This window comes from Arenimonas sp. MALMAid1274, assembly GCF_049195245.1.
GTDB lineage: Bacteria > Pseudomonadota > Gammaproteobacteria > Xanthomonadales > Xanthomonadaceae > Arenimonas.
Window position 1 is genome coordinate 269,400 of the sequence record NZ_JBMIRR010000027.1, and the last position, 23,559, is coordinate 292,958.

Below are 23,559 nucleotides of genomic sequence, written 5' to 3' on the forward strand. Positions count from 1 at the left end.
GCAGCCCGATTGGTAGCCGCGGGCTAGTTGCGGTTGTGTCCGTGCTCCCGGGACAGCAGCACCGACTTCCAGTGAGCCTCGCGCTCCAGCACTTCCTGGCTCGTGGCGTGGAGGTCGGCGATTTCCAAGATCGAGAAGCGCAGGGCGCCCAGCCTCTCGGCGGAGCCGTCCAGGCCGAACTCTTTGCGCAGGGCCTTGTTGCCGCCGTGGCCAGTGTTGGCGTAGCAGCACCAGCGGCCCCAGATGCCGTCGGCGCCGTCGGCCTTCCCGACGTAGAGCTTGCCCTTGGCAGTGTCTGAAATCAGGTAGACGCCCTTGACGCTGGCCAGGGCGGCACGCCAAGTCTCCGGACACTGCTTCACGACCAAGTCGAGCTGCTCCTTGGTGATGTCCACGCGCTTGTAGCCCGGGAAGTGCCCGATGGTGCGGCGTTCCGGGAGGACTTCCGCGACCTCCAGATCTTCGGCCAGGGTTTCGCCGTAGGGATAGGACGCGCGTTCAGTGTAGGCGCTGGTCAGGCAGAGCCGGCCCACCCATTCATCCCCCGAAGCCAGGCGCTCCAAGTTGTAGTAGTAGAGGGGCCGCTTCTCGCCTTGCTCGACCTCCGAGCCGTGCGAACGGAACAGCCCTGCATACAGCCACCGGGTGGGGTGGCCATCTTGCACGAGCGAAACCACGAACTCGCGCTGGAAGTTGCGCCGGGTCTGCGTCCGCTGCCACTCGTCGAACGTGCCCTGGAGGAACTCGTCGATCGGGCGTTCGTTTCCGTTGTAGCGTGCCAGGTGCACCTTGGCGAGCTTCGGGTCGAACGACGGTTCCCAAACTTTCAGCAAGTCGAACAGGCGCACGGGCATCTCCTTTGGGTTCCAGCCCAGTCTAACGGAGCCGCTTGGAAAACTCGGCCGCCGCCCACCGACGGCCGGCCGGCCACCCCACCGCTATCCACCGCTAACGCTAACAACCAGGGTCCTTATGACGTGCGCGCCGCGGCGGCGAAGCTGCGCGTGTCCCTTCCCCGCCTTGCCAAACCGGCGTTTTCTTCCATGCTCATTTCATCCTCTGTTGGAGATTGAAATGACTAAAGAAATCCACCCGGAAGCGTTCGACGAAGACGCGGTTTCCGACGTCGAAGCGTTGGGAGCGAGTGCGCGCTTCGTCGCCTTCCGCTCGGAGAAGGGATTGGCGTTCCGGCTCGAGCACGAAAGCGACCTGCGCCAGGGGCTGGTGTCGAAAGACGAAGTCCTGGCCTTGATCGCCCGCTGGCTTGAAGACGGCAGCGTTGTCCATGTGGCCTGACGGCCATCCCATTCTTACCTTGGAGAAACCTATGTGGGCTAGTGCGGACACGAAGCAGAAAAGAGACGCAGGGGCGGATCGCTATTCGGCCTACTGCGAAGACTACTCTGCGTTGCTTGGCAAGATGATCGAAGAGAACCGCGCGCCTTGGCAGCCGACCTGGAGCGCCGGTGAGGCCGCCGGTGGCATGCCCTACAACGCGGTGTCGGGCAAAGGCTACAGCGGCGCCAACGCGCTCTACCTGTCCATGGCCAAGGTATTGAACGGCTACGCCGACGACCGCTGGCTGACCTTTAAGCAGGCCCAGGACCTGGGGGCGAACATCCGCAAGGGCGAGCGGGGCACGACCCTGCCGAAGTGGTTGGAGCTTGCCGAGAAGGACGGAGCCCAAGACAAGGGGTCTGACAAAAACGACGACAAGAAGCAGAAGCGCATGGTCCCGATCCTATTCACTGTCTTCAACGCTGACCAATGCGAAGGCTTGGCCCCAGCGCCCCAGCGCAAGCAGTTGACCGAGATGGAGCGCCACGAGCAGTGCGAGAAGCTGTTGGCCGACAGCGGCGTGGAAATCGTCTACGCCGGCACCCAGCCCTGCTACATCCCCGGGTGGGACCGCATCATCGTGCCCAAGCGCGAGGACTTCGCAAAAATAGACCTTTTCTATAGCGTGGCACTCCACGAGTTGGGCCACGCAAGCGGCCACAAGAGCCGGCTGGACCGCGACTTGTCGGGAAAGTTCGGCAGCGAAAGCTACGCCCGCGAAGAGTTGAACGCCGAGATCTTCAGCTTCATGGTCGGCCAGCGCTTGCAGATCGGCCACGACGGCGCCCAGCACGCCGCCTACCTCCAGCACTGGGTGAAGATCGTGCGCGACGACCCCAAGGCCATCCTGACCGCGTGCCGCAACGCAGAGAAGATGTGCGACTTCCTGGGCATCGCGAAATACGAACACGAAGCCACGCCAAAGGTCGAACGCACCCAGGAGCAGGCCAACGCCCACACGGCGACGCATGACCAGGAGCGCGTGGTGGCGATCCCGGCAAATGCTCGGCCGGTGCCGGCGCGCCAGCGGGGCCAGGACCGCGCCCAGGACTTCGGGATGGCGATGTAGTGGACAGACTGTGGCGAGCGAGCGCTGCGCGCGACATCACCCGCGCCGTCGTCTTCGAGCAGGCGCCCATCAACGGCGCCAACGCGCAGGGCGAGACGCCGCTGCACGCGGCCATCCAGCGCGGCGCGCCCTTGGCCGTAGTGGCCGAGCTCGTGCGGCTGGGCGCGCAGGTCAACGCGCTGACCCACCTGCTGCGTTCGCCGCTGTTCCTCGCCGTCGGCCATCCCAACACCCGGGTGCTGGAGCTGCTCCTGGAGAACGGCGCCCGCGTGGACGGGTTGCGCTACCAATCGGCCCCGCTGCACGCCGCGGTGAGCCTCGACGACACCGAGCGCGTTGGCATACTGCTGGCCGCCGGGGCCGATCCCAACCACCCGGGCCCGCGCGGCTCCACGCCACTGTTCGCTGCGACCTGCGCCCGGATGGTGCAGCGCCTGGTCCAGGCGGGCGCCAATCCGCATCTGCGCAACCGCGACGGGCAGCACGCGATCGACTGGTGGCGCGAGCAGGGCCGCGAAGAAGCGCTTGCGGCCGTGGCCCGGCCCAAGGTCTCCCGCCCCGTGCTCAAGGCGGTGCGCTGTGCATGACTGGCTGGCGATCCTCATCCAGGCTGTGCTGGCCAAGGCAGGCGCCAACGCCGCCGTGAGCGGCCGTTCGTTGCTGCACCTGGCCACGGCCCTGGGCCGCCTGGACTTGGTGCTGTGGCTGATCGAGCAAGGCGCCGACGTGGAGGGCCAGGACACCCGCGGGCGCACACCCCTGTTCTTCGCCGCCAACCAGCGCCTGGCGCGGGCTTTGCTCGAGGCCGGCGCCAATCCCCGACATATCGACCTCCAGCACCACTCGCCGCTGCACGCGGCCGTGCGCGCCGGACGCCTGGACGTGGCCCACGCCCTGAAGTTGGCTGGCGCCGACATCAACGCCCAGGACAAGCGCGGCCTGGCGCCACTGCACGCCGCGGCCATGAAGGGCAGGGTGGCGTGCACCCACCACTTGCTGAGGCTGGGCGCGAACCCGAACGTGCAGGATCGGCGCGGGCGCCACCCGCTGTTCTACGCCGTGGCCGGTGGCCACCTGGAGGCAGCCACGGCGTTGATGGAAGGGGGCGCGGACTTGGAGATGCTCGACGACGCCGGCACGCCCTGGACCAGTCTGGCGCGCATGGACCAGATTGCGCCGCTTCAGGCCTGCGCGGCTCAGGTGCTGGAGGCCGAGGCCCAGGCCGACTGGTCGCCGTTTTCGCCCCGTAGACCGCCCCGGGTGCGCTACGCCGGGGCCCTGGGAGAGCAGAGCAGTTGCCAAGCGATGTGAGGGAAGGTGTGATGCAAGCGGGCGTGTCAACCTTTCTTGCCAATAGGGGTGTGGCATGTAATCTTTCTAGGAATTGAAGATCGCCCTGCAGATCGATTCACACGTGGTGGTCGGCACGTCTGCAGGCGGTTGGCGAACGCTATCAGTATGGGGGCAGCTAAGTTGGCTAAGGGCACGAATAAGAACGAGCGGAACACCGAAAATCTCGTGCGCGATGCATTGAGAAAGCTCGACTACTACGAAGAAGACAACAACGTCAGCGTTGAGGAACAGAAAAGCGTCATAGAGGAGATCAAGAAGCTCCTGAAGACAGCTAGCAAGAGTGCTAAGGGTGGGCGCGGATACCCCGAGTTCTTGGTTAGCAACGCCGACACGCCAGACTTTCTTATCGTCTATGAGTGCAAGGCTTCCACGGCAGATCATGCGAGCCCGATCGTGCCTGCGATTTTGGGAGGAAAACCGTTCGTCGAGACAGAGGAAGAAACCGCAAAACGGGTGAAGCGGTTCGCTGTCGACGGCGCTTTGCATTACGCGAAGTTGTTGGCGCGCGGATACAACGTTATCGCGGTAGCCGTCAGTGGCGAAAAGAAGGCCAGTGCCTCTAAGTCGGTCTATTTGCACTCAAAAGGTGCCAAGACAGCACGCCTGCTGCGAAACAAAAGCAGCGGCGCCCCCATTACTGAGATCCTCCCATGGAAGGATTTCCTGGACCACGCGGTATTCGACCCGGCGGTGCGTCAGGCACGCCTAGAAGATCTGCTCGCGTTTGCGCGCGAACTACACATCTTCATGCGGGACCACGCCAAGCTGACAGAAAGTGAGAAGCCACTGCTTGTGAGCGGGACGCTTATTGCACTCAAGAACAAGGCTTTCTCGGCATCGTATGGTCTTCATGAGGCCAAGGACCTTCCTAATCGGTGGATAGAAACCATCAAGCAGGAGATAAACGGCGCAGAGATCCCCCAGGCGAAAAAGGACAACATGGCGCAGCCCTACGCGTCCATATCCGTCCACCCTGAGCTTTCAAAAAAGAGCAAGGAATACCCCAAGGGGATCCTGCACGAGCTGATCAAGCAGATCCACGAAAAGGCTGCTCCCCTCATGACCGCCGAAGAAGGGACGGACATTTTGGGGCACTTCTATGGCGAGTTCCTGAAGTATACGGGCGGCGACAAGAAAGCTCTCGGTATCGTGCTGACCCCGCGGCACATTACAGAACTGTTCGCCATGCTTGCGAATGTGAGCAAGCATTCCACTGTCGTAGACATATGCGCTGGGACAGGAGGTTTCCTTGTTTCTGCCATGTCGCAGATGATGCGGGAAGCTAATACCGAGCAGGAGCGGACGCGCATCAAAGGAAAGGGGTTGATTGGTGTCGAGCAGCAGCCAAACATGTTTGCATTGGCCGCGAGCAACATGATCCTGCGCGGAGATGGCAAGGCAAACCTTTATCAAGGCAGCTGCTTCGACGAAGCGATTGCTCCAGCCGTCAAGAAGCACAAGCCAGATGTTGGGCTGCTCAATCCGCCGTTCGCGCAAGGCACCGCAGACCTTCACGAACTTCGTTTCATCCAGCAGATGCTCAACTGCCTGGTGGAGGGCGGGACAGGGGTGGCTATCGTCCCAATGTCTTGCGCCATATCACCCAATCCGCTTCGCAAGGAGTTGATGGCAGAGCACACGCTCGAGGCTGTCATGTCGATGCCAACGGAGCTGTTCTATCCGGTCGGCGTGGTGTGCTGCATCATGGTTTGGACTGCCCACAAGCCCCATGCGCAATCCAAGCGAGACACGTGGTTTGGCTACTGGAAAGACGACGGATACATCAAGACTAAGCACAAAGGCCGGATCGATGGCGACGGTGGTTGGCCGAAGTTGCGCGATCATTGGGTTGACATGTATCGGAACAGGCGAGTGAAACCAGGCGAAAGCGTTCTTCAAGCAGTGAAGTATGACGATACGCAGCAGGACGAATGGTGTGCCGAGGCCTACATGGAGACTGACTATTCGGCCTTGAGCCAGGCTGACTTTGAGCAAACTGTCCGCAAGTATTTGATGTTCCAGCTGGTCAACGAGGCCGAAGAAAAGGCACGGACGTCAGCGGGCGAAGCTGGGGAAGAGGCCAATGACTAAGGCCAAGAAGCTTGTATCCATCGGCAGTATTTTTACGGTTCAGTATGGCGTCAACCTTGAGCTCAACGCGCTCAAGCTGGATCCCAATGGCATCAACTTTGTCTCGCGCACAGCACGCAATAATGGTGTCTCGGCAAAGGTAGCCCCGGTAGCTGGACTGAAGCCCTTGCCTGCGGGTCTCTTGACTGTCGCCGGTGGTGGCAGTGTGCTTGAGACATTCGTCCAGTCTGAACCTTTTTACAGCGGGCGAGATCTCTACTATCTCGTTCCACCGCCGGATATGGCTTTGCAGGAGAAGTTGTATTACTGCATGGTTATCCGAGCCAATCGCTACCGGTTCAACTACGGCCGCCAAGCAAATCGCACCCTCAAGGACATCAAGGTTCCGGGGCGAACTCAAGTTCCATCGTGGGTTCAAGGTGTGTTCGGAGAGGCGGTGAATAGTTGGCAGGAGAAGCTCGTTGCGTTGGCAAAGCCCGCAAAGACCAAATGAGTAGACGCCTCTGGTCGAAGGGCTGATTGACGCAAAGTTGAGTGTTGGCGTTTCTCTTGAACGGCTCCGTGCATTGACACGGGGCCGTTTTCGTTTTTACTGGTCTGTATAGCAATCGCTATACACCCACCCACCGAAGAGGCTCATGCCATGCAACGAAAACCCATTCCTACCGGAGCCAGACCGTCATGCATCCCCGCCCGTTTCGCCGCACCGCCCATCTGCTGACCAACCTCGCGCTGTTCGCGTTCCTCCTGTCCCTCGCCGGGCCTGCGCTCCAGCACTTCGACCGCGCCCAGGCCGCGCTGGCCACCCTTCGCGCTGCCGGGGGTTGATGCCATGGACGCCCCCCTGCTCACCTTCCTGCTCAACACTGGCTTCGTTGTCCTGGCGCTGCTACTTGCCTGGGCCCACTTGGCATCTCGCCCGACCTACCTCGTCGGCGACCACCTGCTCAAGAACCGGGATTTCCACGAAAGCCTGGTCGTGGGCGCCCTGACCAGTGCGGCCTGCGTGCTGGCCTCGCACTTGGGCTATCGCCTGGAGGCCGTCGTGCGCCACCAAGACTTCGCCGACCCGCTGCAGTTGGCCGTGGCGGTCTCAGCGTTCCTGTCCATCGCTGCCCTGGTCCTGGGGCACCGGGCATACCGCGTGATCGCCCGCCGCGCCGACCGCCGCGCAGCCGCCCGCTGGTTGCGCGCCATGAACGACCTGGACATGGCATGACGCAGCGCCGGCCGCCCAGCGTCCAGTTGCCGCCCGTGCGCGTCGAGCCCGGGCTCCACCAGGCCCTCCAGGCCATCGCGCAGGAAGAGGGCCGCTCGCTGTCCGACGTGGTGCGCCACTACTTACGCGAGCAGGTGTCAAAGCGTTCACAGAGGCCCGCAGCATGACCCGCCGCGCCCGCTACTACGCCTACGCTTCCAGGTTCGAAGGCGTCATCTGGATGAGCAAGACACTGCACGACGCCCTGCAGGCGCGGCCGCACACCATCGGCTATCACCAATGCACCCACTACCTGGGGCAGTCGCAGCTGATGACGCGGGAAGAGTGGCGGCAGGCGCGCAGCGCGAGAAGCAGGGGCGACGACACAGCCGCAGTTGCTCAAGGGCCTCAGAGCCTCCAAGCCTAAGAGCAGCGTTGGGGCCTTTGGCCCGTGAGAAGCGAACAGCGAACCGCTTGGAAAAGTATCGGCAGCGTTCGCTCGCCTGCAGGGTCATCCGGCACAAACGCCCAGCAATCCAACGACACAACACCGCTGCAGGATGCCTGCAGCGGGCGCAAATGTATTGCACGAAACATTGACGGAATGGCGTGCTCCGCTAACCTGAAATCAGAGCAACAACAAACCCGACCAAGGCCAAGGAACCCACCATGAACCTGCAAAACCTCACAGAAAACGACCTGTCATTCGTCCTAGAGATTGCCCTCCAGGGCAAGAAGATCGGCGAGGTAGCTGTTCCGGTTCGCACCAAGTCGTCGGTGGTCATGCACCTGGTTCACGAGGTCGAAGAAGGCCTGGTCATCGAACGCCTCGAACGCACACGCCACTAACCCCAGCCAAGGCCACGCGCATGCTCACCCTCACCCTGCTTGCCATCCCCAGCTTCGGCCTGGCCTTCCTCCTGGGCGAGCGCATCGTCGCCTTCACCGAGGCCTATCTGTGAAGCTCCGGCCGAAGCCTCCACGGCCCAGGCGGCCGGTCTTCCGGCAGGTCAAGGCGAAGCCGGACATGGTCCAGGCGTTGGCCGAGGAAGCCGCAGCGGTGGGCATCACGGCCACCGAGGCGCTGCGCCAAATCGTCGTGGACTACAACGCCAGGCCGTGGCCGTTCCGCCCGCGTGCGCCGAACGCCGACAAGACCGCGGTGTGGGCCAACATCGCCAGCGACCAGCCCACCATCGACGCGTTCACGCGGCACGCCAAGCGCCACGGGGTCAGCGTAGCCGAGGGCATACGTCAGTGCGTTCAGAAGTTCCTCTACGAGCAAGGGAGACACGTCCAATGAAGAAGGCAACACGAAGCATGAAGACCGTTCGGAAGGCGCCCCGCCAGGAACGGGTCCGGCCCTACACGCCCGTTCCGCCGGCTGTCCCTCGCCAGGCGGTGGAGCAGCCAGCCTTGGACGCTGCACCGTTCGATCCCCAGCTGGTCCCCGATGGCTTGCTGTGCGAAGCCGCGGCTGCGGGGCTCTACAGCCAGGAGCTGCTGGTGGAAATCACGAGACAGGATTGGCAGCGGGCCGCGTCAGCTGGGCACATCACCAAGGAGCTGCTTGCCGAGATCACGCATCAGCGGTGGCAGATCTGCACCGAGGCGCTCCAGCGGGGCTTCGACGAGTTCCTGGTGCATAGCCTCGAAGACGGGTGCGTGGTGCTGAGCGAGATGGGCCAGGTGGTGCTGGAAGAAGCGCGCAAGGCGAGGAAACCCATGCAGAACTACGCCATCCGAACCCTGGCGGAGAAGTTGACCAAGCAGCACCAGCAGGAGCGCCAGAAGCAGCTCGAGGCGGCGAGTGGGGTGTTGACGGTCAACGACGCCCTGGGGCGCATCCTGGCCGGGGGCTGACGGTAGGCGAATACAGCGAGAGCAAGAGCGAACGGCCTAGAGCGACAGCGCTCAAGGCAAAGGCGGTTCTGGGATTGGACCTTGGCGAAGCATCCGATGGTCGCGCCAAGGGTCCTTATGAAGCCGATCAAATGCGCTGCAGGATGCCTGCAGGACGTGGAAAAGTAGTGTCGAAAACATTGACGAAGTAATGCCGTCCGCTACGCTGAATGTGTGGAAAGCAAATCCGCTTTCGCAGACAACCAGGAGCATCAAGATGGCCAGAAACATACACGCGTTGGCAGTCCTAGACGAAATCGCCGTAGCCATTGTCGAGACGGCTTCGTCGGGCGGGCAATGGGGCGCGCCGGTCCGCCTCGCCACGGTCCGCATGCACACGCGCGACCTGGCTGGCCTGACGGATGCTCGCATCCTCGGCAACAGCAAGTTTGAACAGATCGAGGCATGGACGGTCAACGGCGCCAGCCGTGGCGAACGCTCCAAGTTCAGCCGGACGCTCAGCGCGATGAAGGATGAGCTCCTAAGCCACTTGGGCACGGGCGCAACCCTGTTGCTTGGGACTGAAGAGCAGATCTCACCCGATGTGGTGCAGCGCCTGGCGGGACAAGTTGACCGGACGCGTGCGGCGGTGGCGGCGCAGGTTCTCGAGGCCGCGATGCCCGTAGCGGCCCACTCGGTCAGCGCACGGGCGCGCTTCTAAGGGCGGCCTACGAGCGGAAACTCAGATGACAAAGAATGCAAACATCGAGGCCCGGCGCCGGAACATCCTGGCCCTGGTCGCCCAAGGGAAAAGCTCCGAGGAAATCTCCAAGGCCCTAGGCACAACGTCCCGTCATTACCAGGACGCCCTGGGATACGCGTGGACCACTCCCAGAGAAGTGGCCCGTGCGCGGCGCGCCCAGCGGACGGCTGACCTGGTGCACCGCGGGGTTTCCCTGCCGGTTGCCGCATCCCTGCAAGGTCTGGCCTACATCACCGCCGTTCGCGACATGCAACTGGCGGCGCGACTGAATGCACTGCGGCGCCCAGTGCCTCAGAGTGAGGGCGGCACCTGCCACCACGCGGCCCCGTGGGGCGGGGCCTGGATGCAAAAGCACACCAGGCGCCGACGCTTCGGCAGGGCGCTGGTTGCGGTGCTGGATGGGTGGGCCGTCAACCCCGAGCAGTAAAGCGGACACCGAGGTCGGACCACGGGCCGCCCGCGGAAAGCTATGCTTGGGCCTGCCCTCTGGCCGCAAAAGAGAACCCATCGCCCATGAAGTTCCAAGACAGGCTGCCGAACGTCAACCTTGCGTCGAAGCTTGATGCGCGCAACAGCGCGCTGGACTACACGCTGAAGGCATTCAAGACCATTGAAAATGCCCACGGCGTAGCGCTCGCAGGCAAGATGCCGATCGATGGCGCCGAGACGTTGGCGAACCTGAGGCACCACTACCGGCCTGGGGATCCTTCGTCCCATGCGGCCTTTGTCCGTGCCTACGAAAGCCAGCTGGAACTTGGCGGCTGGGCGCGTGATCTCGCCGCCCGAGACAGTGCTATCAAGCTCCTGCGTAAGGCCCTGAAGCTTCTGGACGCCGCCTACCTTGAGGCCATCCAGGGAGGGGTGGCGATCGGGTGGGATGAGGCCGTGGGCCTGGTGCAGCAGCACTACCGGGCTGGTGATGCATCGTCCCTCAAGCCCGCGATTGCCGCGCTCCAGCGTGAGATGGACATCGTGGCCTGGCGCAACGCCCTGCGGGATTGCGGCTTGTGGAGCGCCACGGACGTTCTCGACGCTGACCGATGGGAGCAAATCATCCGGACCCAGTCCGGGCCATTGGAGGATGGCATGCAGGCCCCCTGGCTCTACGTGCTGCATGCTCGGTCAGCGACGACTTGGGACACGGGCTTGCCGATGTTCTTCCGGCTGATGTCCTGGAACAAGAAGGCCAACGCGCCTGTGCTGCTCGGACCCACGGTAGAAATCCGTCAGTTCGTTGATCCAGAACGCCGGGTGTCCGTTAGCCAGAAGAGCCTTGACGAGCTTTGGCAGTGGATGAGCTTCCTCGGCGGCGGGCCGGAGGTATCGAAGCCCAACACTGTGTCCAAGCTGTGTGCTGAAGCCATCAGCGAAGGGCGCCGGGAGGTTGATACGGACCTGATGCACGTGAGGTGGACAGCCCGGAACGCGGTAGTTTCGTTCAAGCGGCCGGAGCTCGTGGACAGGGTCAACCAGGTGATGCTGCTCCTTTACCCGGGAGCGCTTCCTGCGTAGCCGCTAGACGCGCAGAGCAGGGCGGCGAAAGATGCCTCAAACAAAGAGCCCCAGAGCGAGAGCAGCTTTGGGGCTTTTTGCTTTTGATGTTGAAAAAGACGCAGCGCGAAAATCCTAACTTGAGAGCACGAAGCACGCCTGCAGTTCGCCTGCAGCGTAGGGGAAAGTATTGTCGAAAGCATTGACGGAATGACCTGCTCATCTACCCTGAATGTGTAGGAACGACCTACACACAAACAACCAAAGGGAACGAACAGATGAACGCGAACTACACACCCCCTAATGCCATCCGCGCAGCGGCCCTTCAGCTGGCCACGACCCAAGGATTTGTCGAGGTTTCGCCGGGCGTTTACCTGCACACGTCCGAGAACATCGCTTCAGACGCCGAAAGTTGGGGCGACGAAGATCAAGCCAAGGCGATCGATTTCTCGAAGTATCCGTTCTGGCTTACGACCAACAGCGGGGACGGTCCGGTCGGGATCACGGGGATCGATGACCAAGACCTCGCGGACGCACTGACGGCCTGACAGTTATTTCGCTGGCGGGCCTCATCCGGGGCCCTCATGCAACCCACCACCCAAGGAGCCAAGCCATGAAATCCCTCAAGACCCAGTCCGGCACCACCCTTTTCGAAGTCTCCCTCGGCTGCGCCGTCGCCCTCCTGCTTGGGGGCGGCCTGCTGACCATGGGTTCCGCCGCCACTGACCAGGCCGCGGGCCTCACCGCCGCGGGCCCGGCTGCCGTGGCCGCCATGGAAGCCAATCACCAGGCCAAGCCGCTCGAGCTGTGCCGCATCGAAACCCAGGCGACCGGCAAGAAGCCCACCGGCTGCCCGTAAAGGTCGCTGCTCTACTGGGCAACGCAGTCCAGCGCGGCTGGCTCGCCGAAGGGCGGCAGCTCATCCGGCACGCGCACGCTGCACCCCAACGCTTCAGAGGACCACACCTGGCCTGGGGTCGCCTTCTCCAGGAACAACAGGCCGTCGTAGCCAACGTGGATTACTTCGTCGCCTGAGCGCAGCAGCGTATCCAGCGGCAGTGGGCTGCCAGCGAAGGACGCCACGAAAGCACGCGCCGTGTTGGACAGCACCGGGAAGACCACGTGGATGCTTCCGCCGCGCGGAGCCGTCCAGGTTTGGACCGGCGACCCAATCTGCACTTCCAGCGGCAAAGCCCGCGTGTCGAGCTTCACTTCGCTGGGCGTCAGCGGGCTGACATGCCCCACGAGCAGCCGTCCGTGCTTGTCCGTCTTGCCGACCGAGCGCCCATTGACCAGCACCGGCACCCCAGCCTGGCCAGGCACGTCCACGATCGCGTAGGCCTCCGGTGCCCGGGGGAGGGTAGCGATGCCCTGGCCGCTGATGTGCAGCGCGCCGGTGAAGCTTCCCGTGGCCACCACATCGCCGCCCGCGGGACGGGCCAGCTCGACCCGTGCTTGTCCCATGGACGTGTCCCAGTCGGCGCGGGCGCGAAGATCCGTGCCGCGCTGGGCATGGGCAGCTTCTGCGGCCAGCCGCACCGGACGTCCTTGGATTTCCGCCGTCGTGTAGCCGGAAACGGCAGTGCTCGTGCCGTCTTCCCCGGCGCGGGCCCGCACGGCCACGGCGCTCTGGTTCCCGAAGGTGTAGCGGTAGCCGAGCTCCACGCGCGGGGACCGATCCTCGAAGTCGTAAAGGACACTGGCGCCCAGGGCGTGTTGTCCCCTGGAAAACATGGCGCCTACATCGGCGTAGCGCGTCTGGGTTTCCGTCGTCTTGACCTCCGAATAGCCTGCGCGGACGCGCCACTCGCGGTGTGGCCGGAACATGGCTTGAACCCGGGTGCGCTCTTGGATGGGAACCCGCGCCGAGGGCCCCAGTTCCCACCAGTTCTCGTTGCGCTCGTGCTCGACGCGCACACTCCAGTCCGACGCGCGGTAATCGTAAGCGACCGCGAGGCGCTGGCCCTTGCCCTGGGGGCCGCTGGATTGGCCCACCTCCACGTCGAGCACGCCGCCGGCGTTTCCGAGCACTGTCGTGGCGCCCAATACGGCCTGGCGGTGGTGCCTGTCCGCCTGCAGGCGCGCGTGCAGCGTGAATGTGTCGGTGGCGCCGTAGGACACGCGGGTCGCCGCGCCCAACTCGCCGTAGTCTTCGCCCTCGCGCACCGCGCCTGCCGCCACTTCCCAGTCCCACAATCCTTTGCGGAGCAGCGTAGGGGCAAAGTAGAGCGTCTGTTCCGAGAGCACGATCTCGCGCCCGAACTCGTCGCGCACGATCAAGGTCGTGGTGTTGGCGCCCGGCGACAGGCCGTAGCGGTCGATGGAGAACGGGCCGCGCCCCACGTCCTGGCGCAGCACCTCGGCGTCGTTGGCCAGCAAGCGGACCTGGCCAGGGTCCAGCGCCAAGCCGCCCAGCACGGGCACCGCGAAGGTGGGGGTGAGCGGGTCCAGCCCGCCGGGATCCTTTGCAATGCGCACCCCGCCCAATGCCGCAGGGGCGGAGCCGCTCGTGATGACATCGCCCACCTGGTAGGTCAGCTGGCTATCGACATCGTCGCGCTGCCATTGCGTCAGGCCGCGCTCGTAGTCCACGCCTCCTTTACTATCCAAGCTTGCCTGGCCCGTCGTGCTCAACACGCCCCCGGCGACAGGAGCGCGCAGCTCGTGCCCGATGGACACGGCCTGGTGATCGGCGCTCACTCGAGCGCCCACGGAGTAGTTCACCAAGACGCCCGGAGCAGGGGCGCCCAGCGGAGCTTTTTCCCTTCCTCGCTCTATCCGCTGGTCCGGCAATCGGTCCGAAGGAATGGACACGACCACCGTGCCCGTCTCTTCTTGCACCAGCATCGACACCCCGAGCTGCCCAGCGGTCAGAAAGCCGGTCTCTCCAACTTGCAGAACAACGCCCAGGGAGGCCCACAACTCGGCCGAGCTCGTCCACTGGCCCTGGTCGAGCCAGAACGCGGCCATCTCGAACCGCTGCCCTTCCACGATGGGCACGAGCAGTGTGGGCTCCACGTCTTCGGGGAACACCAGCTCGGCGTGCGCAGGCGCAGCCAGGAGCGCTAGCAAGAACAGACAGGCGCGCAACACTTACTGCACCCGCAGCGATACCGTCTGCGCGAGCATGCGCACGGACAACACGGGAACCACGGCCGGCGCCGCGAAGAACTTGCTCTGGCCCGGAAGCACCCAGCCCAGCGTGCCTTGGCTCCAGGGCTTCGCGCCCTCTGGGCCAAGTGCCGAAACGCGGGCCGCGGTGCGTCCGGTGTTCGTCAGCATGTAGCCACCAGGGGCCGCCCTGGCCTCGAGCGGGGGCACTTCCTTCGACGTGTCTTCGAAGGCAACTGACAGATTGTGGTTGGTCAGGAAGTCCAACGTGCCCTTGGGCTGGCCCGCGACCGGCAGTTGTCGCAGCAGCAAGCGGAAGTAAGCCGGGCCAGTGCCGCCAAGGCGCGACAGGTTGATCGCTCGCGTGCTCCCAGCTGGTATTTCCACGATGCGGGGCGAAGCGAAGGCGGCGCGGGTAGGTTCCGACACGTCCTTACCGCCCGTCTGCGTCCAGGAGCGCACCTCTACCTGAAAGCGAATGGAGGTCTTGCCCAGGTTGCGAACTGAGACAGACTGGTTGGTTGCGTTGCCCGAAGCCTGGAGGACGGCGGGCGCGAGTGAGATCTGCGGCACCAAGGCTTGGTTGGCCGGGCTGGGAACGTTGGCGAGAGCAGGAAGGGCCGCAAAAAAGAGGGCGAAAACCAGTTTGGAAAACAATGTAGGCACGTGGGCTCCTTGGTCGGGTGTTGTCGGATGTTTCTTCCTATTGACGCTAGAGAAAAAGCGCGCACTGGCAAGGGCGAACGGCTGCAGAAAAAAGGGCCCCCGAAATCGGGAGCCCTTCGCCTTCAAAGTTATGGGGGAAGAAATCTCCCCGCTGCCTGCTCTGTCAGAAGTAGGTCAGCGTCAGCACGACCTGGTCGGTGTAGGTGTCGCCCGCCAGTTTGTTCATGTCGTAGGCCATGACGCCGAACGAATGCGCCTGCCAGTCGCCGTTGCCGTAGTCGAAAATGGCGTCTGCGCCGGTGCCCCAGGGGATCCCCGAGCTGCCGCCCTTCTGCAACGAGTAAGCAAGCAGGCCGCCCCACATATCGCCGGTTGCAGCGCGCTTGTCAGGATGGTCCGTGTTTTGGCCGAAATACAGCCCGTCGCCTGGCTCCACGGTGTAGGTGATGTTCGGGTTGCAGCGCACCTGAAGCTGGCCCGCATCGCTGCCGATGTATTCGTTCTGGAGGCCATAGAGGCCGCTGACGGAGATGTGCCGGGTGATGGCGAACTCGCAGATGCCGTAGGTCTGGATGGAAACGTCCAGGTTTTCAGACAGCGTGCCCGCCGAGGCGGAGCCGGCAGCGCCCAGTGCAAGGGCGAGAGCGGCGGTGAGGGACAAGAGGCGATTGCGCATGGGTCTGGTTCTCCGAAGGTTGAGGGATTGGCAGTTGCCTCTCTCTACTTACCCAGGATCGGCCGATAGGCAAGGGGCAAATCTGCTTCTGGCACCAGCAGATTTTGATATTCGTTTCTGCGAACGCGAGCGCCGTGTGGGAAACGCACACGGGCAGCTGACACCAAGTGTCGGGAAACGTCGGAAGGTTTGCGACGGCGAGAACGCTAACAAAAAGAACGAAGGCCTCCATCGCGGGGCCTTTTTTCCGTGCGTTTGTTCACGCATCTGCAGTTTAGTTTTTTAGATCGCGCTGTCGCATTGACTTCGCGTTTCGTTCCGCTTCACTGAAGGAAGAAGGTAGACAAATCCCTACCTTTCCCTCCGGACAGAAAAGGAACCCGACCGATGCGCCTCAAGACCGACAACATCTCTATCCCCGTGCAGACCGCCTACGGCTTCTGCGACGGCCAGCTGCACAGCGACCCCAACGCGCTTACCGCTTACTACGGGGCGCAGAACGGGCGAGCCACGCGCAACCAGGAAATGGGTTGCCTGACGCGTTCTTACGAGAAAGCTCAGCGGCTCCAGCGCCTCGTCGCGCGGGCCTACAAAGATCGCCAGCGCCGCGGGGAGGGCTGAACCATGAACCAGCTCATCACGACCCAACCCACCACGCTCCAGTTCGTCCCCGTCAACGGCTTCCTTGCCTTGATGTTCGACCCCGAGGCCATCCTCGCCAACGCCGACGCCCCGGACATGGTGGCCGAAGTGTTGTGCGCGCTGACCGAGAGCCAGGGCCGGCACATCGAGTTCACCGGTGAAGACCTGGCATACATGATCCGCTGCAGGAATACGCCGCCGGGCCAGAAGATGCTGGTCGAGGTGCACCCGTGAGTGCCGGCAAGCGGGACTTCCTGGACTGGTGCATCGACGCCGGCGTCTTGGCAGGGCTGCTCATCCTGGTGGCGATCGTCGGGGGGTGGGTATGAACACGCCCAAGGCGATGACCTGCGCCGTAGACCAAGAACTGCTCGAAGACTTCCAGCGGCTGATGGAACATATCGGCCTGGATCCGCACGAAGCCCTGGCGGAAGCCATGCGCGATTGGGTCAACCGCAACGCGGTCGTTTACGGCTACGGCCATGGCACGGAGGTGGCAAACGATGGCCTCTAATCGTCTTGTAGCCCTGTTGCTTGGCCCTGTCGCCGCTGACCTGCTTGCCGAGGGCACGCCCGATAGCCTGGAGACGTTTGCCGACCTGGTGCGCTTCCTGATCGGGGCGGGCCTGCTCGTCCTGGCCGCGGCCATCTCGCTGCTCGTCAACTAAGGAGCCCGGCCATGTCCCACGCCCATGAACTCATCACGGCTGTCCAGTCGTGCCAGCCTGCCAGACTTCGCGCCGTCATTGCCCAGCTGCAACGCTTGGCCGACGCGAACGTGAAGCACCTCAGAGGCAGCGAGCGCCATTGGCAGCGCAAGACCTACCTCGATGACCGCTTGCCCGGCCCGCTGGACCTGACGGCGCTCCACGTCGCCGCGAAAGGCTACGCCGCGCACGCAGACGACCCCACCCTGGCCCAGGTGTTCGACACCATGGTTCAGGACCTGCTCGAGGCCGGTGCCTCGCCTTGGCTGGAAGTGGGTGCCAAGCAGTTGTGCGGCGGCCTGGAAGGCAAGGCCCTGATGACGTTCGCGGCGGGCAAGACCGTGGCCGAAGTGTGCGATGGCCGCATGCCGCCGTCGTTGTCAGCATGGTTCGCCGCTCGCGTCTCGGAGAACCACGTCGGCCGTAGTTTGCACGCGACGACTAAACAGCGAACAGAAGAACGCCTCAAGGCATGGCGGGAATGCAAACGCCTCCGCGACGAGGCCAAGGCTGCGCTGCAGTGCGAGGCCGCGATGGAACGAAGAACAAACCTGGCCCTGGCTGGCTGACCCGATCCCGCTGCAGGGATTGCCATTCCGCGCTTTCCTCTTACCGTCTTTGTAGGCACCCCCTACACACGACGGAGCGCGGCACTGCATGAAGATCTGCCTGTTCAATGCCAAGGGCGGCGTGGGGCGCACCACGCTCGCGCTGAACCTGGCTGGCTACTTTGCGCACACCCAACCCCGTGCCCGCGTCCTGGTGGCCGACTGCGACCCGCAGGGCAGTGCCCTGGCCTGGGCCGCCTTGGCCAGCGAAACGCCTTTCACCGTCGGACGCAGCCGCTCGCGCGGGTTCGATCTCGAGCTCATCGACTTGGCGCCACGGATCCCTGAGAACGGCCAGTTGCCGGACGCGGACCTCTACCTGGTGCCGACACTGCTGGACGGCGTGGCGTTTGTCGTATTCCTGCGCACCCTAGCGTTGCTCAAGGAGAAGAGACTGCCGTTCCGGGTCGTCGCCAACCGCGTGAACCCACGGCGCGCCGAACACCGGGAGCGCTTGGCCGGCCGGGTCATGGCCGGTGCCCTGGTGGTGCGGGAGCGCTCCGCGCTGGCGTCCTACTACGCCGAAGGCCGCACGGTCTTCGACATGACCGGCCGCCACATCGCGCTCGCCCAGGACGAGATTGCGGCTGTCGGAAAAGCTATCCCGTTTTCCTTCCGCAGCCCAAAGCGCGGCGCCCGATGAACGCAGACGAGAACAAACAAAGGGTCGAGCAGGCAGGGGAAACGCAGGCACTGGCCGCCGGCCGGAAGCAGCGCAAGGCAAGGAAGCCGTCCGCAGGCCGCCGAGACCTGTCGGCCGCCGTGGCCCAAGTGCACCAGCCGCGGGGGACGCCGAACCCGGAAGGAGTGTGCGAAGTTGACGTGCGGGATCTGAAAGTTTGGCTACTCCTGGCGGCTGGCGACGCCCCCAAGCGGAAGACGTTCTTCGACCACGACGATAGCCAGCGGGCGGGCATGAAGCACGGGAAGCCTGTCTTTCTGGTCCTCGGGCCGAAGGCCGCCTTGCACGACTACCGCACGAAAAAGGGGCAGCGGTCCCAGCGCTCCATGATCACCATCCCGCCCAAGCTGCGGGAGAGCATCCAGGCCTGTTTCGGCGCGGACAGCCCCCGGGACTTCCCCCTGACCACGGCCATCATTGCCCTGGCCGACTACGCCGCGTTCGTCTTGAAGCGGGACAACAAGTGCCTCCAGGTGGACGCCGCCGAGGACCGCTTTGCCGAGAAGCGCAAGGCGGCGCGCAAGCTCATCCGCCAGGCGAACAGCAAGCGGAGTTGAGCCGGGCGGTTGCCAAGCGGCGGCGGCGGCCGGTGTGGTTCGCCGCCTTTTTCTATCGCAGCAGCGCCAGCACTTCGCGCTCCATGGCGTCCATATCCTGGGCCGAGGGCACGGGGGCCCGCCCTTGGCGCACGCTTTCCTTGAACGCGTCCAGCGATGCCCGCGCGGCCAGATAGGCTTCCGTTCGTGCCTTTTTAGCCAACCGCTGATATCGCTCCCGCTTCGCCACGGCTTGCTTTGCAGTGGAGGGTTGGCGGGGTTTGTGTGGGGCCGCCGTGGGCGCCTCCGGTTCCACCAGGTGCGCTGGGGAAGGGAGGATGCCGTGCTTGAAGAAGCGCATCTTCGCGTTGGCCCGCGTTCCCCGTGTGAGTGCGTTGTTGCCGGTTAAGCGACGTCGCCGGCGGCGCAGATCGGACAGGTGCTCGAAATGTTGCGGCCAATGGTGCTGCCAGTTTCTCGGATCCAGGGCGACGGTCTCCAGGGAGGGGATGGGCAGGTTCTGCACCAGGGCGTGGTGGTCGATGAGAAACCAGACGGCCTCAAGGAAGGTGCCAGGGTCGAGCTCATAGAGCACCACGCTGCCCGTCGAGAGTTGCACGGCTTTGCAACCGAACCGGAGCAGGGCGGCGGCCAGGCCCAAGGCGCTGCTGGCCCCGTTGCGCTGCGTCCAGCCGATGTAGGCGCGATGCTTTCCGTGCACGGCGTAGACGGTGAACCGGGGGTGCTTCCATCGCTTCTCCAGCTCACGCAGCACAGAGGCGAGGGGGGCATTGGCGCGGGTGGGCGGGAGGTGGTTGCGGGCGATGGCCAACACCTGGCGCCGCTGGGCGAGCAAGGCGAGGCGGGTGGTTTCGTCTCCGAGCCGGTGAAAAGGTTTCCAGGACACGAGGTCCTTGTGCGCTTTCGAGCGGGCGCAGGACGGGCAAGAAAAAACGCGGTTCTCGTCCACGGCCGGGCCACCGAGTTGCAGCGGCACGAGGTAGTCGATCCACACCTGGCCGGGGTTCCGAATGTCCAGCGGGGCTTGGCAGTAGGCGCAGGCCAGGGGCAGTGCGCCGTCGGCCTGGTTGCGGTGCCAGCGTCGGTGGAATACACGCGGCGCGTCGTCGGCTTGAAGGATGGACCGGCAGAGCAGGGCGGTCAGGTCGTCGGTCGGCACGGTCAACGGATACCCCCCCAGGCGCGGCTTGCCGTGGGCCGATGCAGCGATGGCCATGCAATCGCCTGTTTGACTAAAACCGAGAAACGAACACGGGAGAGGCGTGAGCGCGTGGGCCGTGGGGAAGCGATAGCCGGGGTGAGGGCAGCGGTGAGAGCGGGCGCAGGAATACAAAACAGGGGCATAGGGAGAGCGACGGCCGGGGCAGCAAGGCGAGGGAGTGAGCGCGAAGTTTTCCAAGCCGCTGAGTGCAAAGCGATGGCCTGGGGCGATGAAGGAAACCTGGGCACTGGTCGTTCTCCTGCAAAGCGTTTGTCGTCCTCCCTTTGTAAATCAGAAGCCCGGCGTGGCAAGGGCGTGGCGGTCGGCGATACAAAACTGCGACCGCGCCTCTTCGCCTGCTGTCCTCGACTGGCTGCCCTGGCTGCACCAGAGCAAAGCCTTATCGAGGCATACACACTACGCACCTGAGGTTGTTCGCCAGCTTTACGGACAAACAACGCTAACAACCTCGCAACAGCTTGATGCGTCTGCCTCTTCGCATACGGCAACGCTTACGGAACAGATCCCGCGTTGCCTGCAGAAAAGGCCTTGATTTAAGCCTTTCAGGCATACGGGCTTGCCAGACCTCGATTTTCCTCTATTGGTTGAAGTAGGCCAGTAGAGGAAATGTTTTCGATGAAGCGATTTGAAATCCGGATGCCGTTGCGAGAGCACCAAGCGATGTCCCGCGCAGCGGAAGCCATCGGCATCACCGCGTCTGAGTTCGCCCGCCAAGCCATGAACGAAAAGCAGGTGCGCACTGCCGTGCTCGAGCACATCGAGAACGCGCGCACCGAGCTCGAAACACTGGTCAGCGAACTGCGCGAAGACACCGGCCGCATTCGACGCGACCTGATGGACGACCAGCAGCGCGGCCTGGAGCTGATGCGCCAGGAAATCGCCAAGTCGATGAAGAAAAACGAAGAGCTCCAGAAAACATTCGTCATGGCCCTCGCCGGCCAGTCCGCGCCCCCCAAGCCCAGCCGACCCGCTCGCCCCGCCGGCGACGGCCCGATGGTGATCCCCGGTTGATCCCCGACCCCTCAAGGAACCCAACGCAATGAACACGACCCCTGTCTCTTGCTTCGACGCTCCACCCCTTCCGCTGCCTTGCGGTGCCCCCAAGCGCGCCTTGGCCCACGCCATCGATCAGCTCACCGGCGGGTATCGCGTTGATGCCCCGCTAGACCACTCGTTCACCAATCAAGCGCCGGTTTCCTTCCGAGACATGGATGGGAAACAGATTGCCAAGCTCATAGACGACCAAGCCAAGGCGAGGGCGCAAGAGCCCGACCTCGTTCTTCAGTGGATGCAAGAACAGCTTCGCGTGTGGGAAGTGACGTTCGAGGCCATGAATACCCCCGAAAGGCCTTACCTGGCCTACGCCGCCGACATGGCGGAGAGAAAGCAGCTGGCCACCGTTGAGCTGGAGGCCACCATCGCCGACGCCGAGGCAAACGGAACGTCCGCCGAGCACCTCGAGCTGGAACTGCAGTGCGTCAAGGGCGAGTGCAACGCATGGAGACGGGTGCTTCGGAAACGAGGCCTCCACGGAGACGAAACCGCATCCATTGGAGAGCAGTTCCAGCACTGCATCTGGATGCAGGTGCTCTACCAACACAGCCCCGTCTGACCCATCCCCATCCCCCCACTAGGAGCACACCCCCATGCCTTTCAAGAACACCCTCATCGCTGTCGCGCTCACCCTGGCCCTGGTCGGCAACGCCCAGGCCGGCGTCAAGGACTGGCTGCGCGACAAGCGCGACAAGCTGCGCGGCGAAACCAGCCAGTCCCAGGAACAGGAGGCCGCGACGCTTGAGCCGGTCGAAGTCCAGGGCGAGCGCGAGCAGCGCCCGCCGGTGGACAAGGGCAAGGCGATGCAGAGCGCTGGCAAGGGCTGCGGCGTGGGCGCGCTCATCGGCGCCGTGGCCGGCGTGGATCCCCAACTGGCCTGCGTGGCCGGCGGCGCCATCGGCTTCGGCTGGTCCTACCGCAAGCAGGTGAAGGACGCCCGAGCAGTGGAAGAGGCGGCACGCGCCGCGGGCATGGATGCCACGGTTCGCACGGAGCAGAGGGTGGACGAGAAGGGCAAGCGCCAGGAAGCCCTGGCCGCGCTGACCATTCGCTACGAGACGGCGGACATGGAAGCGATGGACGCCAAGACGGTCGCCATGCTCGACAAGCTCGCCGGTCTGACAAGCAAGGCGAAGAACACCCTGACCGTTCGCTTCGAGGGCGTGCGGGCGTGCCAGGTGCCGCTCCAGGCTTTGAACGATCGCCAGGCACTGGCCCGCCACACCGTGGTCAACGCGTGCGGCTCTGGCCCCAGCCAGATCACCGTCTCCCCGTTGCCCGACGTTCGCTGACCCCATCCGTGGGGCGGCTTCGGCCGTCCCCCTCCTAAGGAGACACCCCCATGTCCGACCACAAAGATTTCCTCCGACGCGCCCGGATGGCGCAGCTGCTCAACAAAGACGACGTGCCCAGCCGTCCGGAACGCGCGGCGAAGGACGACGGCCACCGAGACGACGCGAGCCGCACCGAGCCGGCGCCCGACGACGCTTTGTTATCGGAAGGGACCCTGGAGGTGCTCAAGGACGCCGGCCACCTGGCGGCTCGCCTGGGTCGTTGGACCTGGGCGAAGACCAAGGACGGGTGCACGTTCGCCTTGGCGAAGGGCGGCGAAGTGAAAGCCACGTGGCGGTTGCGGCGACTTAAACATCAAACATTTGTAGCGGTAGAGGCGCCGAAGGCAATCGGTCCGGACGACGAAGAAGCCCACGTCTTGGTGTTCGGGCGAGACAATGAGATTTCGCGTGGAACGATCGAGAAAATGCTGGCCGCCCTTCAAGATCGGGACCCAGACGGCCAGGAGGGCGCGCATCTGTCGGACGGCGTGGGCACCTTGCCGGCCGAACTGTCGCCCCTGATCGACGTGATGATCAAGCCCGGGGTGGATTTCGCTCCACTAGAGGGGTTGGACGGCCACAGCATCGCCGCTGCGCTGTCGGGTCCTCATCCTGAAACCCCCGCGCCAGAGAACGACGAGCCTGCCTCGGCAGCGGCGCTGTTGGTGGAATGGCCCGGCTCCAGCGCCCGCGCCCTGCGCTTTATCCACGTCATGTTCGTTTTCTTGGCACTGCTGTCGGCAGCGCTTTTCTTCGCCTGGTGGAAGAAGCATGGGGCACCAGAGGCAGAGCCAGCCGCAGCAGCCGTGCCCACGTCCGAGGTAAGCGTTCCCACCCCGGTCGAGGCCATCCCGGCGCCGGTGGCCAGGCCCACTGTTGTTGAAGTCGCCGTTGAGCCCGTAGCCGCACCCACGCCGGTCGTTGAACCCGCGCCGGTGCAACTGCCGCCGCCAGTCCGCGCTCCCGACGCCCGGGCGGCTAAGCCGAGCGCCGCTCCCGTTCGGCCTGCAGTGGCGAAGCCCAAGCCAGTCCCTGCGCCCGCGGAGGAATGGCAGGACAAGGCTGCCGAGGACATCGACGCCTGGGCGGAGCAAATGGGCATTGAAGCCGACGCTGACTAAACGAGAAAGCGCCGACGCACCTTGCCATTCGGCCG

At 64.1% G+C, this 23,559-nt stretch carries 33 protein-coding genes; 28 read left to right on the top strand and 5 right to left on the bottom strand.

Annotated elements, in window-relative coordinates; translation table 11 throughout:
- Positions 1–23 precede the first annotated feature (23 nt).
- Positions 24–848, bottom strand: coding sequence for a GIY-YIG nuclease family protein (locus ACOQFR_RS09690; RefSeq protein ID WP_421381341.1), 825 nt, complete (start codon positions 846–848; stop codon positions 24–26).
- 226 nt (positions 849–1,074) lie between these two features.
- Here ACOQFR_RS09690 and ACOQFR_RS09695 point away from each other — a divergent pair, with 226 nt between their 5' ends.
- The 17 genes from ACOQFR_RS09695 (at position 1,075) to ACOQFR_RS09775 (ending at position 12,004) form a co-directional block, all read left to right on the top strand.
- The gene (locus ACOQFR_RS09695) at positions 1,075–1,296 is read left to right on the top strand and encodes a hypothetical protein (protein ID WP_421381343.1); all 222 of its coding nucleotides are present in this window, start codon (positions 1,075–1,077) and stop codon (positions 1,294–1,296) included.
- A gap of 124 nt (positions 1,297–1,420) precedes the next feature.
- On the top strand, positions 1,421–2,407 hold the full coding sequence (locus ACOQFR_RS09700; RefSeq protein ID WP_421381345.1) for an ArdC family protein: 987 nt from the start codon (positions 1,421–1,423) through the stop codon (positions 2,405–2,407).
- Entirely contained in the window at positions 2,407–2,994 is a 588-nt protein-coding gene (locus tag ACOQFR_RS09705; RefSeq protein WP_421381347.1) for an ankyrin repeat domain-containing protein, read from the top strand. Before ACOQFR_RS09700 ends, ACOQFR_RS09705 begins: the two co-directional genes overlap by 1 nt.
- Positions 2,987–3,718, top strand: a complete 732-nt coding sequence (locus ACOQFR_RS09710; RefSeq protein ID WP_421381349.1) for an ankyrin repeat domain-containing protein — start codon at positions 2,987–2,989, stop codon at positions 3,716–3,718. Before ACOQFR_RS09705 ends, ACOQFR_RS09710 begins: the two co-directional genes overlap by 8 nt.
- 162 nt (positions 3,719–3,880) lie before the next feature.
- Entirely contained in the window at positions 3,881–5,851 is a 1,971-nt protein-coding gene (locus tag ACOQFR_RS09715) for an HsdM family class I SAM-dependent methyltransferase (RefSeq protein WP_421381351.1), read from the top strand.
- Entirely contained in the window at positions 5,844–6,344 is a 501-nt protein-coding gene (locus ACOQFR_RS09720) for a hypothetical protein (RefSeq protein ID WP_421381353.1), read from the top strand. The genes ACOQFR_RS09715 and ACOQFR_RS09720 overlap by 8 nt, the downstream gene beginning before the upstream one ends.
- Before the next feature lie 188 nt (positions 6,345–6,532).
- Positions 6,533–6,679: a hypothetical protein gene (locus ACOQFR_RS09725; protein ID WP_421381355.1), complete on the top strand. Its 147-nt coding sequence runs from the start codon at positions 6,533–6,535 to the stop codon at positions 6,677–6,679.
- A gap of 4 nt (positions 6,680–6,683) precedes the next feature.
- Entirely contained in the window at positions 6,684–7,070 is a 387-nt protein-coding gene (locus ACOQFR_RS09730; protein WP_421381357.1) for a hypothetical protein, read from the top strand.
- A gap of 163 nt (positions 7,071–7,233) precedes the next feature.
- On the top strand, positions 7,234–7,476 hold the full coding sequence (locus tag ACOQFR_RS09735; RefSeq protein WP_421381359.1) for a hypothetical protein: 243 nt from the start codon (positions 7,234–7,236) through the stop codon (positions 7,474–7,476).
- 242 nt (positions 7,477–7,718) lie between these two features.
- Positions 7,719–7,898 (top strand): hypothetical protein, encoded by a 180-nt coding sequence (locus ACOQFR_RS09740; protein ID WP_421381361.1) that lies wholly within the window; start codon positions 7,719–7,721, stop codon positions 7,896–7,898.
- 178 nt (positions 7,899–8,076) lie between these two features.
- Positions 8,077–8,352, top strand: a complete 276-nt coding sequence (locus ACOQFR_RS09745; protein ID WP_421381363.1) for a hypothetical protein — start codon at positions 8,077–8,079, stop codon at positions 8,350–8,352.
- 17 nt (positions 8,353–8,369) lie between these two features.
- Positions 8,370–8,912, top strand: a complete 543-nt coding sequence (locus tag ACOQFR_RS09750) for a hypothetical protein (protein WP_421381365.1) — start codon at positions 8,370–8,372, stop codon at positions 8,910–8,912.
- A gap of 256 nt (positions 8,913–9,168) precedes the next feature.
- Positions 9,169–9,612 (top strand): hypothetical protein, encoded by a 444-nt coding sequence (locus tag ACOQFR_RS09755; RefSeq protein ID WP_421381367.1) that lies wholly within the window; start codon positions 9,169–9,171, stop codon positions 9,610–9,612.
- A 25-nt stretch (positions 9,613–9,637) separates the two neighbouring features.
- Positions 9,638–10,081, top strand: a complete 444-nt coding sequence (locus ACOQFR_RS09760; RefSeq protein WP_421381369.1) for a hypothetical protein — start codon at positions 9,638–9,640, stop codon at positions 10,079–10,081.
- Positions 10,082–10,167: 86 nt separating this feature from the next.
- A complete protein-coding gene (locus tag ACOQFR_RS09765) occupies positions 10,168–11,166 on the top strand; it encodes a DUF4942 domain-containing protein (RefSeq protein ID WP_421381371.1) in 999 nt (332 codons plus the stop codon).
- Between the two features lie 257 nt (positions 11,167–11,423).
- Complete coding sequence (locus ACOQFR_RS09770) at positions 11,424–11,693, top strand: hypothetical protein (RefSeq protein WP_421381373.1); 270 nt, start codon at positions 11,424–11,426, stop codon at positions 11,691–11,693.
- A 65-nt stretch (positions 11,694–11,758) separates the two neighbouring features.
- The gene (locus ACOQFR_RS09775) at positions 11,759–12,004 is read left to right on the top strand and encodes a hypothetical protein (protein WP_421381375.1); all 246 of its coding nucleotides are present in this window, start codon (positions 11,759–11,761) and stop codon (positions 12,002–12,004) included.
- A gap of 11 nt (positions 12,005–12,015) precedes the next feature.
- On the opposite strand, the gene ACOQFR_RS09780 is transcribed toward ACOQFR_RS09775, so the two are convergent.
- From ACOQFR_RS09780 to ACOQFR_RS09790, 3 genes are all read right to left on the bottom strand, one after another.
- Positions 12,016–14,235, bottom strand: coding sequence for a fimbria/pilus outer membrane usher protein (locus tag ACOQFR_RS09780; protein WP_421381377.1), 2,220 nt, complete (start codon positions 14,233–14,235; stop codon positions 12,016–12,018).
- 3 nt (positions 14,236–14,238) lie between these two features.
- Complete coding sequence (locus tag ACOQFR_RS09785; protein ID WP_421381379.1) at positions 14,239–14,922, bottom strand: molecular chaperone; 684 nt, start codon at positions 14,920–14,922, stop codon at positions 14,239–14,241.
- A 163-nt stretch (positions 14,923–15,085) separates the two neighbouring features.
- Positions 15,086–15,598, bottom strand: coding sequence for a spore coat protein U domain-containing protein (locus tag ACOQFR_RS09790; protein ID WP_421381381.1), 513 nt, complete (start codon positions 15,596–15,598; stop codon positions 15,086–15,088).
- A gap of 387 nt (positions 15,599–15,985) precedes the next feature.
- Here ACOQFR_RS09790 and ACOQFR_RS09795 point away from each other — a divergent pair, with 387 nt between their 5' ends.
- The 7 genes from ACOQFR_RS09795 to ACOQFR_RS09825 all read left to right on the top strand — a co-directional run bounded on the left by ACOQFR_RS09795 (position 15,986) and on the right by ACOQFR_RS09825 (position 18,794).
- Positions 15,986–16,219, top strand: a complete 234-nt coding sequence (locus tag ACOQFR_RS09795; protein ID WP_421381383.1) for a hypothetical protein — start codon at positions 15,986–15,988, stop codon at positions 16,217–16,219.
- A gap of 3 nt (positions 16,220–16,222) precedes the next feature.
- A complete protein-coding gene (locus ACOQFR_RS09800; protein WP_421381385.1) occupies positions 16,223–16,474 on the top strand; it encodes a hypothetical protein in 252 nt (83 codons plus the stop codon).
- Between the two features lie 91 nt (positions 16,475–16,565).
- Positions 16,566–16,754: a hypothetical protein gene (locus ACOQFR_RS09805; RefSeq protein WP_421381387.1), complete on the top strand. Its 189-nt coding sequence runs from the start codon at positions 16,566–16,568 to the stop codon at positions 16,752–16,754.
- Positions 16,755–16,770: 16 nt separating this feature from the next.
- Entirely contained in the window at positions 16,771–16,908 is a 138-nt protein-coding gene (locus ACOQFR_RS09810; RefSeq protein WP_421381389.1) for a hypothetical protein, read from the top strand.
- An 11-nt stretch (positions 16,909–16,919) separates the two neighbouring features.
- Entirely contained in the window at positions 16,920–17,516 is a 597-nt protein-coding gene (locus tag ACOQFR_RS09815) for a hypothetical protein (RefSeq protein ID WP_421381391.1), read from the top strand.
- Between the two features lie 88 nt (positions 17,517–17,604).
- Positions 17,605–18,198 (top strand): ParA family protein, encoded by a 594-nt coding sequence (locus ACOQFR_RS09820; protein WP_421381393.1) that lies wholly within the window; start codon positions 17,605–17,607, stop codon positions 18,196–18,198.
- Positions 18,195–18,794 carry a hypothetical protein gene (locus ACOQFR_RS09825; protein WP_421381395.1) on the top strand — a complete coding sequence of 200 codons (600 nt, stop codon included), beginning with the start codon at positions 18,195–18,197 and terminating at the stop codon, positions 18,792–18,794. Before ACOQFR_RS09820 ends, ACOQFR_RS09825 begins: the two co-directional genes overlap by 4 nt.
- Before the next feature lie 52 nt (positions 18,795–18,846).
- On the opposite strand, the gene ACOQFR_RS09830 is transcribed toward ACOQFR_RS09825, so the two are convergent.
- A complete protein-coding gene (locus ACOQFR_RS09830) occupies positions 18,847–20,010 on the bottom strand; it encodes a hypothetical protein (RefSeq protein ID WP_421381397.1) in 1,164 nt (387 codons plus the stop codon).
- Positions 20,011–20,622: 612 nt separating this feature from the next.
- Here ACOQFR_RS09830 and ACOQFR_RS09835 point away from each other — a divergent pair.
- The 4 genes from ACOQFR_RS09835 to ACOQFR_RS09850 are packed head-to-tail and all read left to right on the top strand — an operon-like array spanning position 20,623 to position 23,524.
- On the top strand, positions 20,623–21,027 hold the full coding sequence (locus ACOQFR_RS09835) for a hypothetical protein (protein ID WP_421381399.1): 405 nt from the start codon (positions 20,623–20,625) through the stop codon (positions 21,025–21,027).
- A gap of 28 nt (positions 21,028–21,055) precedes the next feature.
- A complete protein-coding gene (locus ACOQFR_RS09840; protein ID WP_421381401.1) occupies positions 21,056–21,628 on the top strand; it encodes a hypothetical protein in 573 nt (190 codons plus the stop codon).
- Positions 21,629–21,662: 34 nt separating this feature from the next.
- A complete protein-coding gene (locus tag ACOQFR_RS09845; RefSeq protein WP_421381403.1) occupies positions 21,663–22,361 on the top strand; it encodes a hypothetical protein in 699 nt (232 codons plus the stop codon).
- Positions 22,362–22,411: 50 nt separating this feature from the next.
- Positions 22,412–23,524 (top strand): hypothetical protein, encoded by a 1,113-nt coding sequence (locus ACOQFR_RS09850; protein WP_421381405.1) that lies wholly within the window; start codon positions 22,412–22,414, stop codon positions 23,522–23,524.
- Positions 23,525–23,559 lie beyond the last annotated feature (35 nt).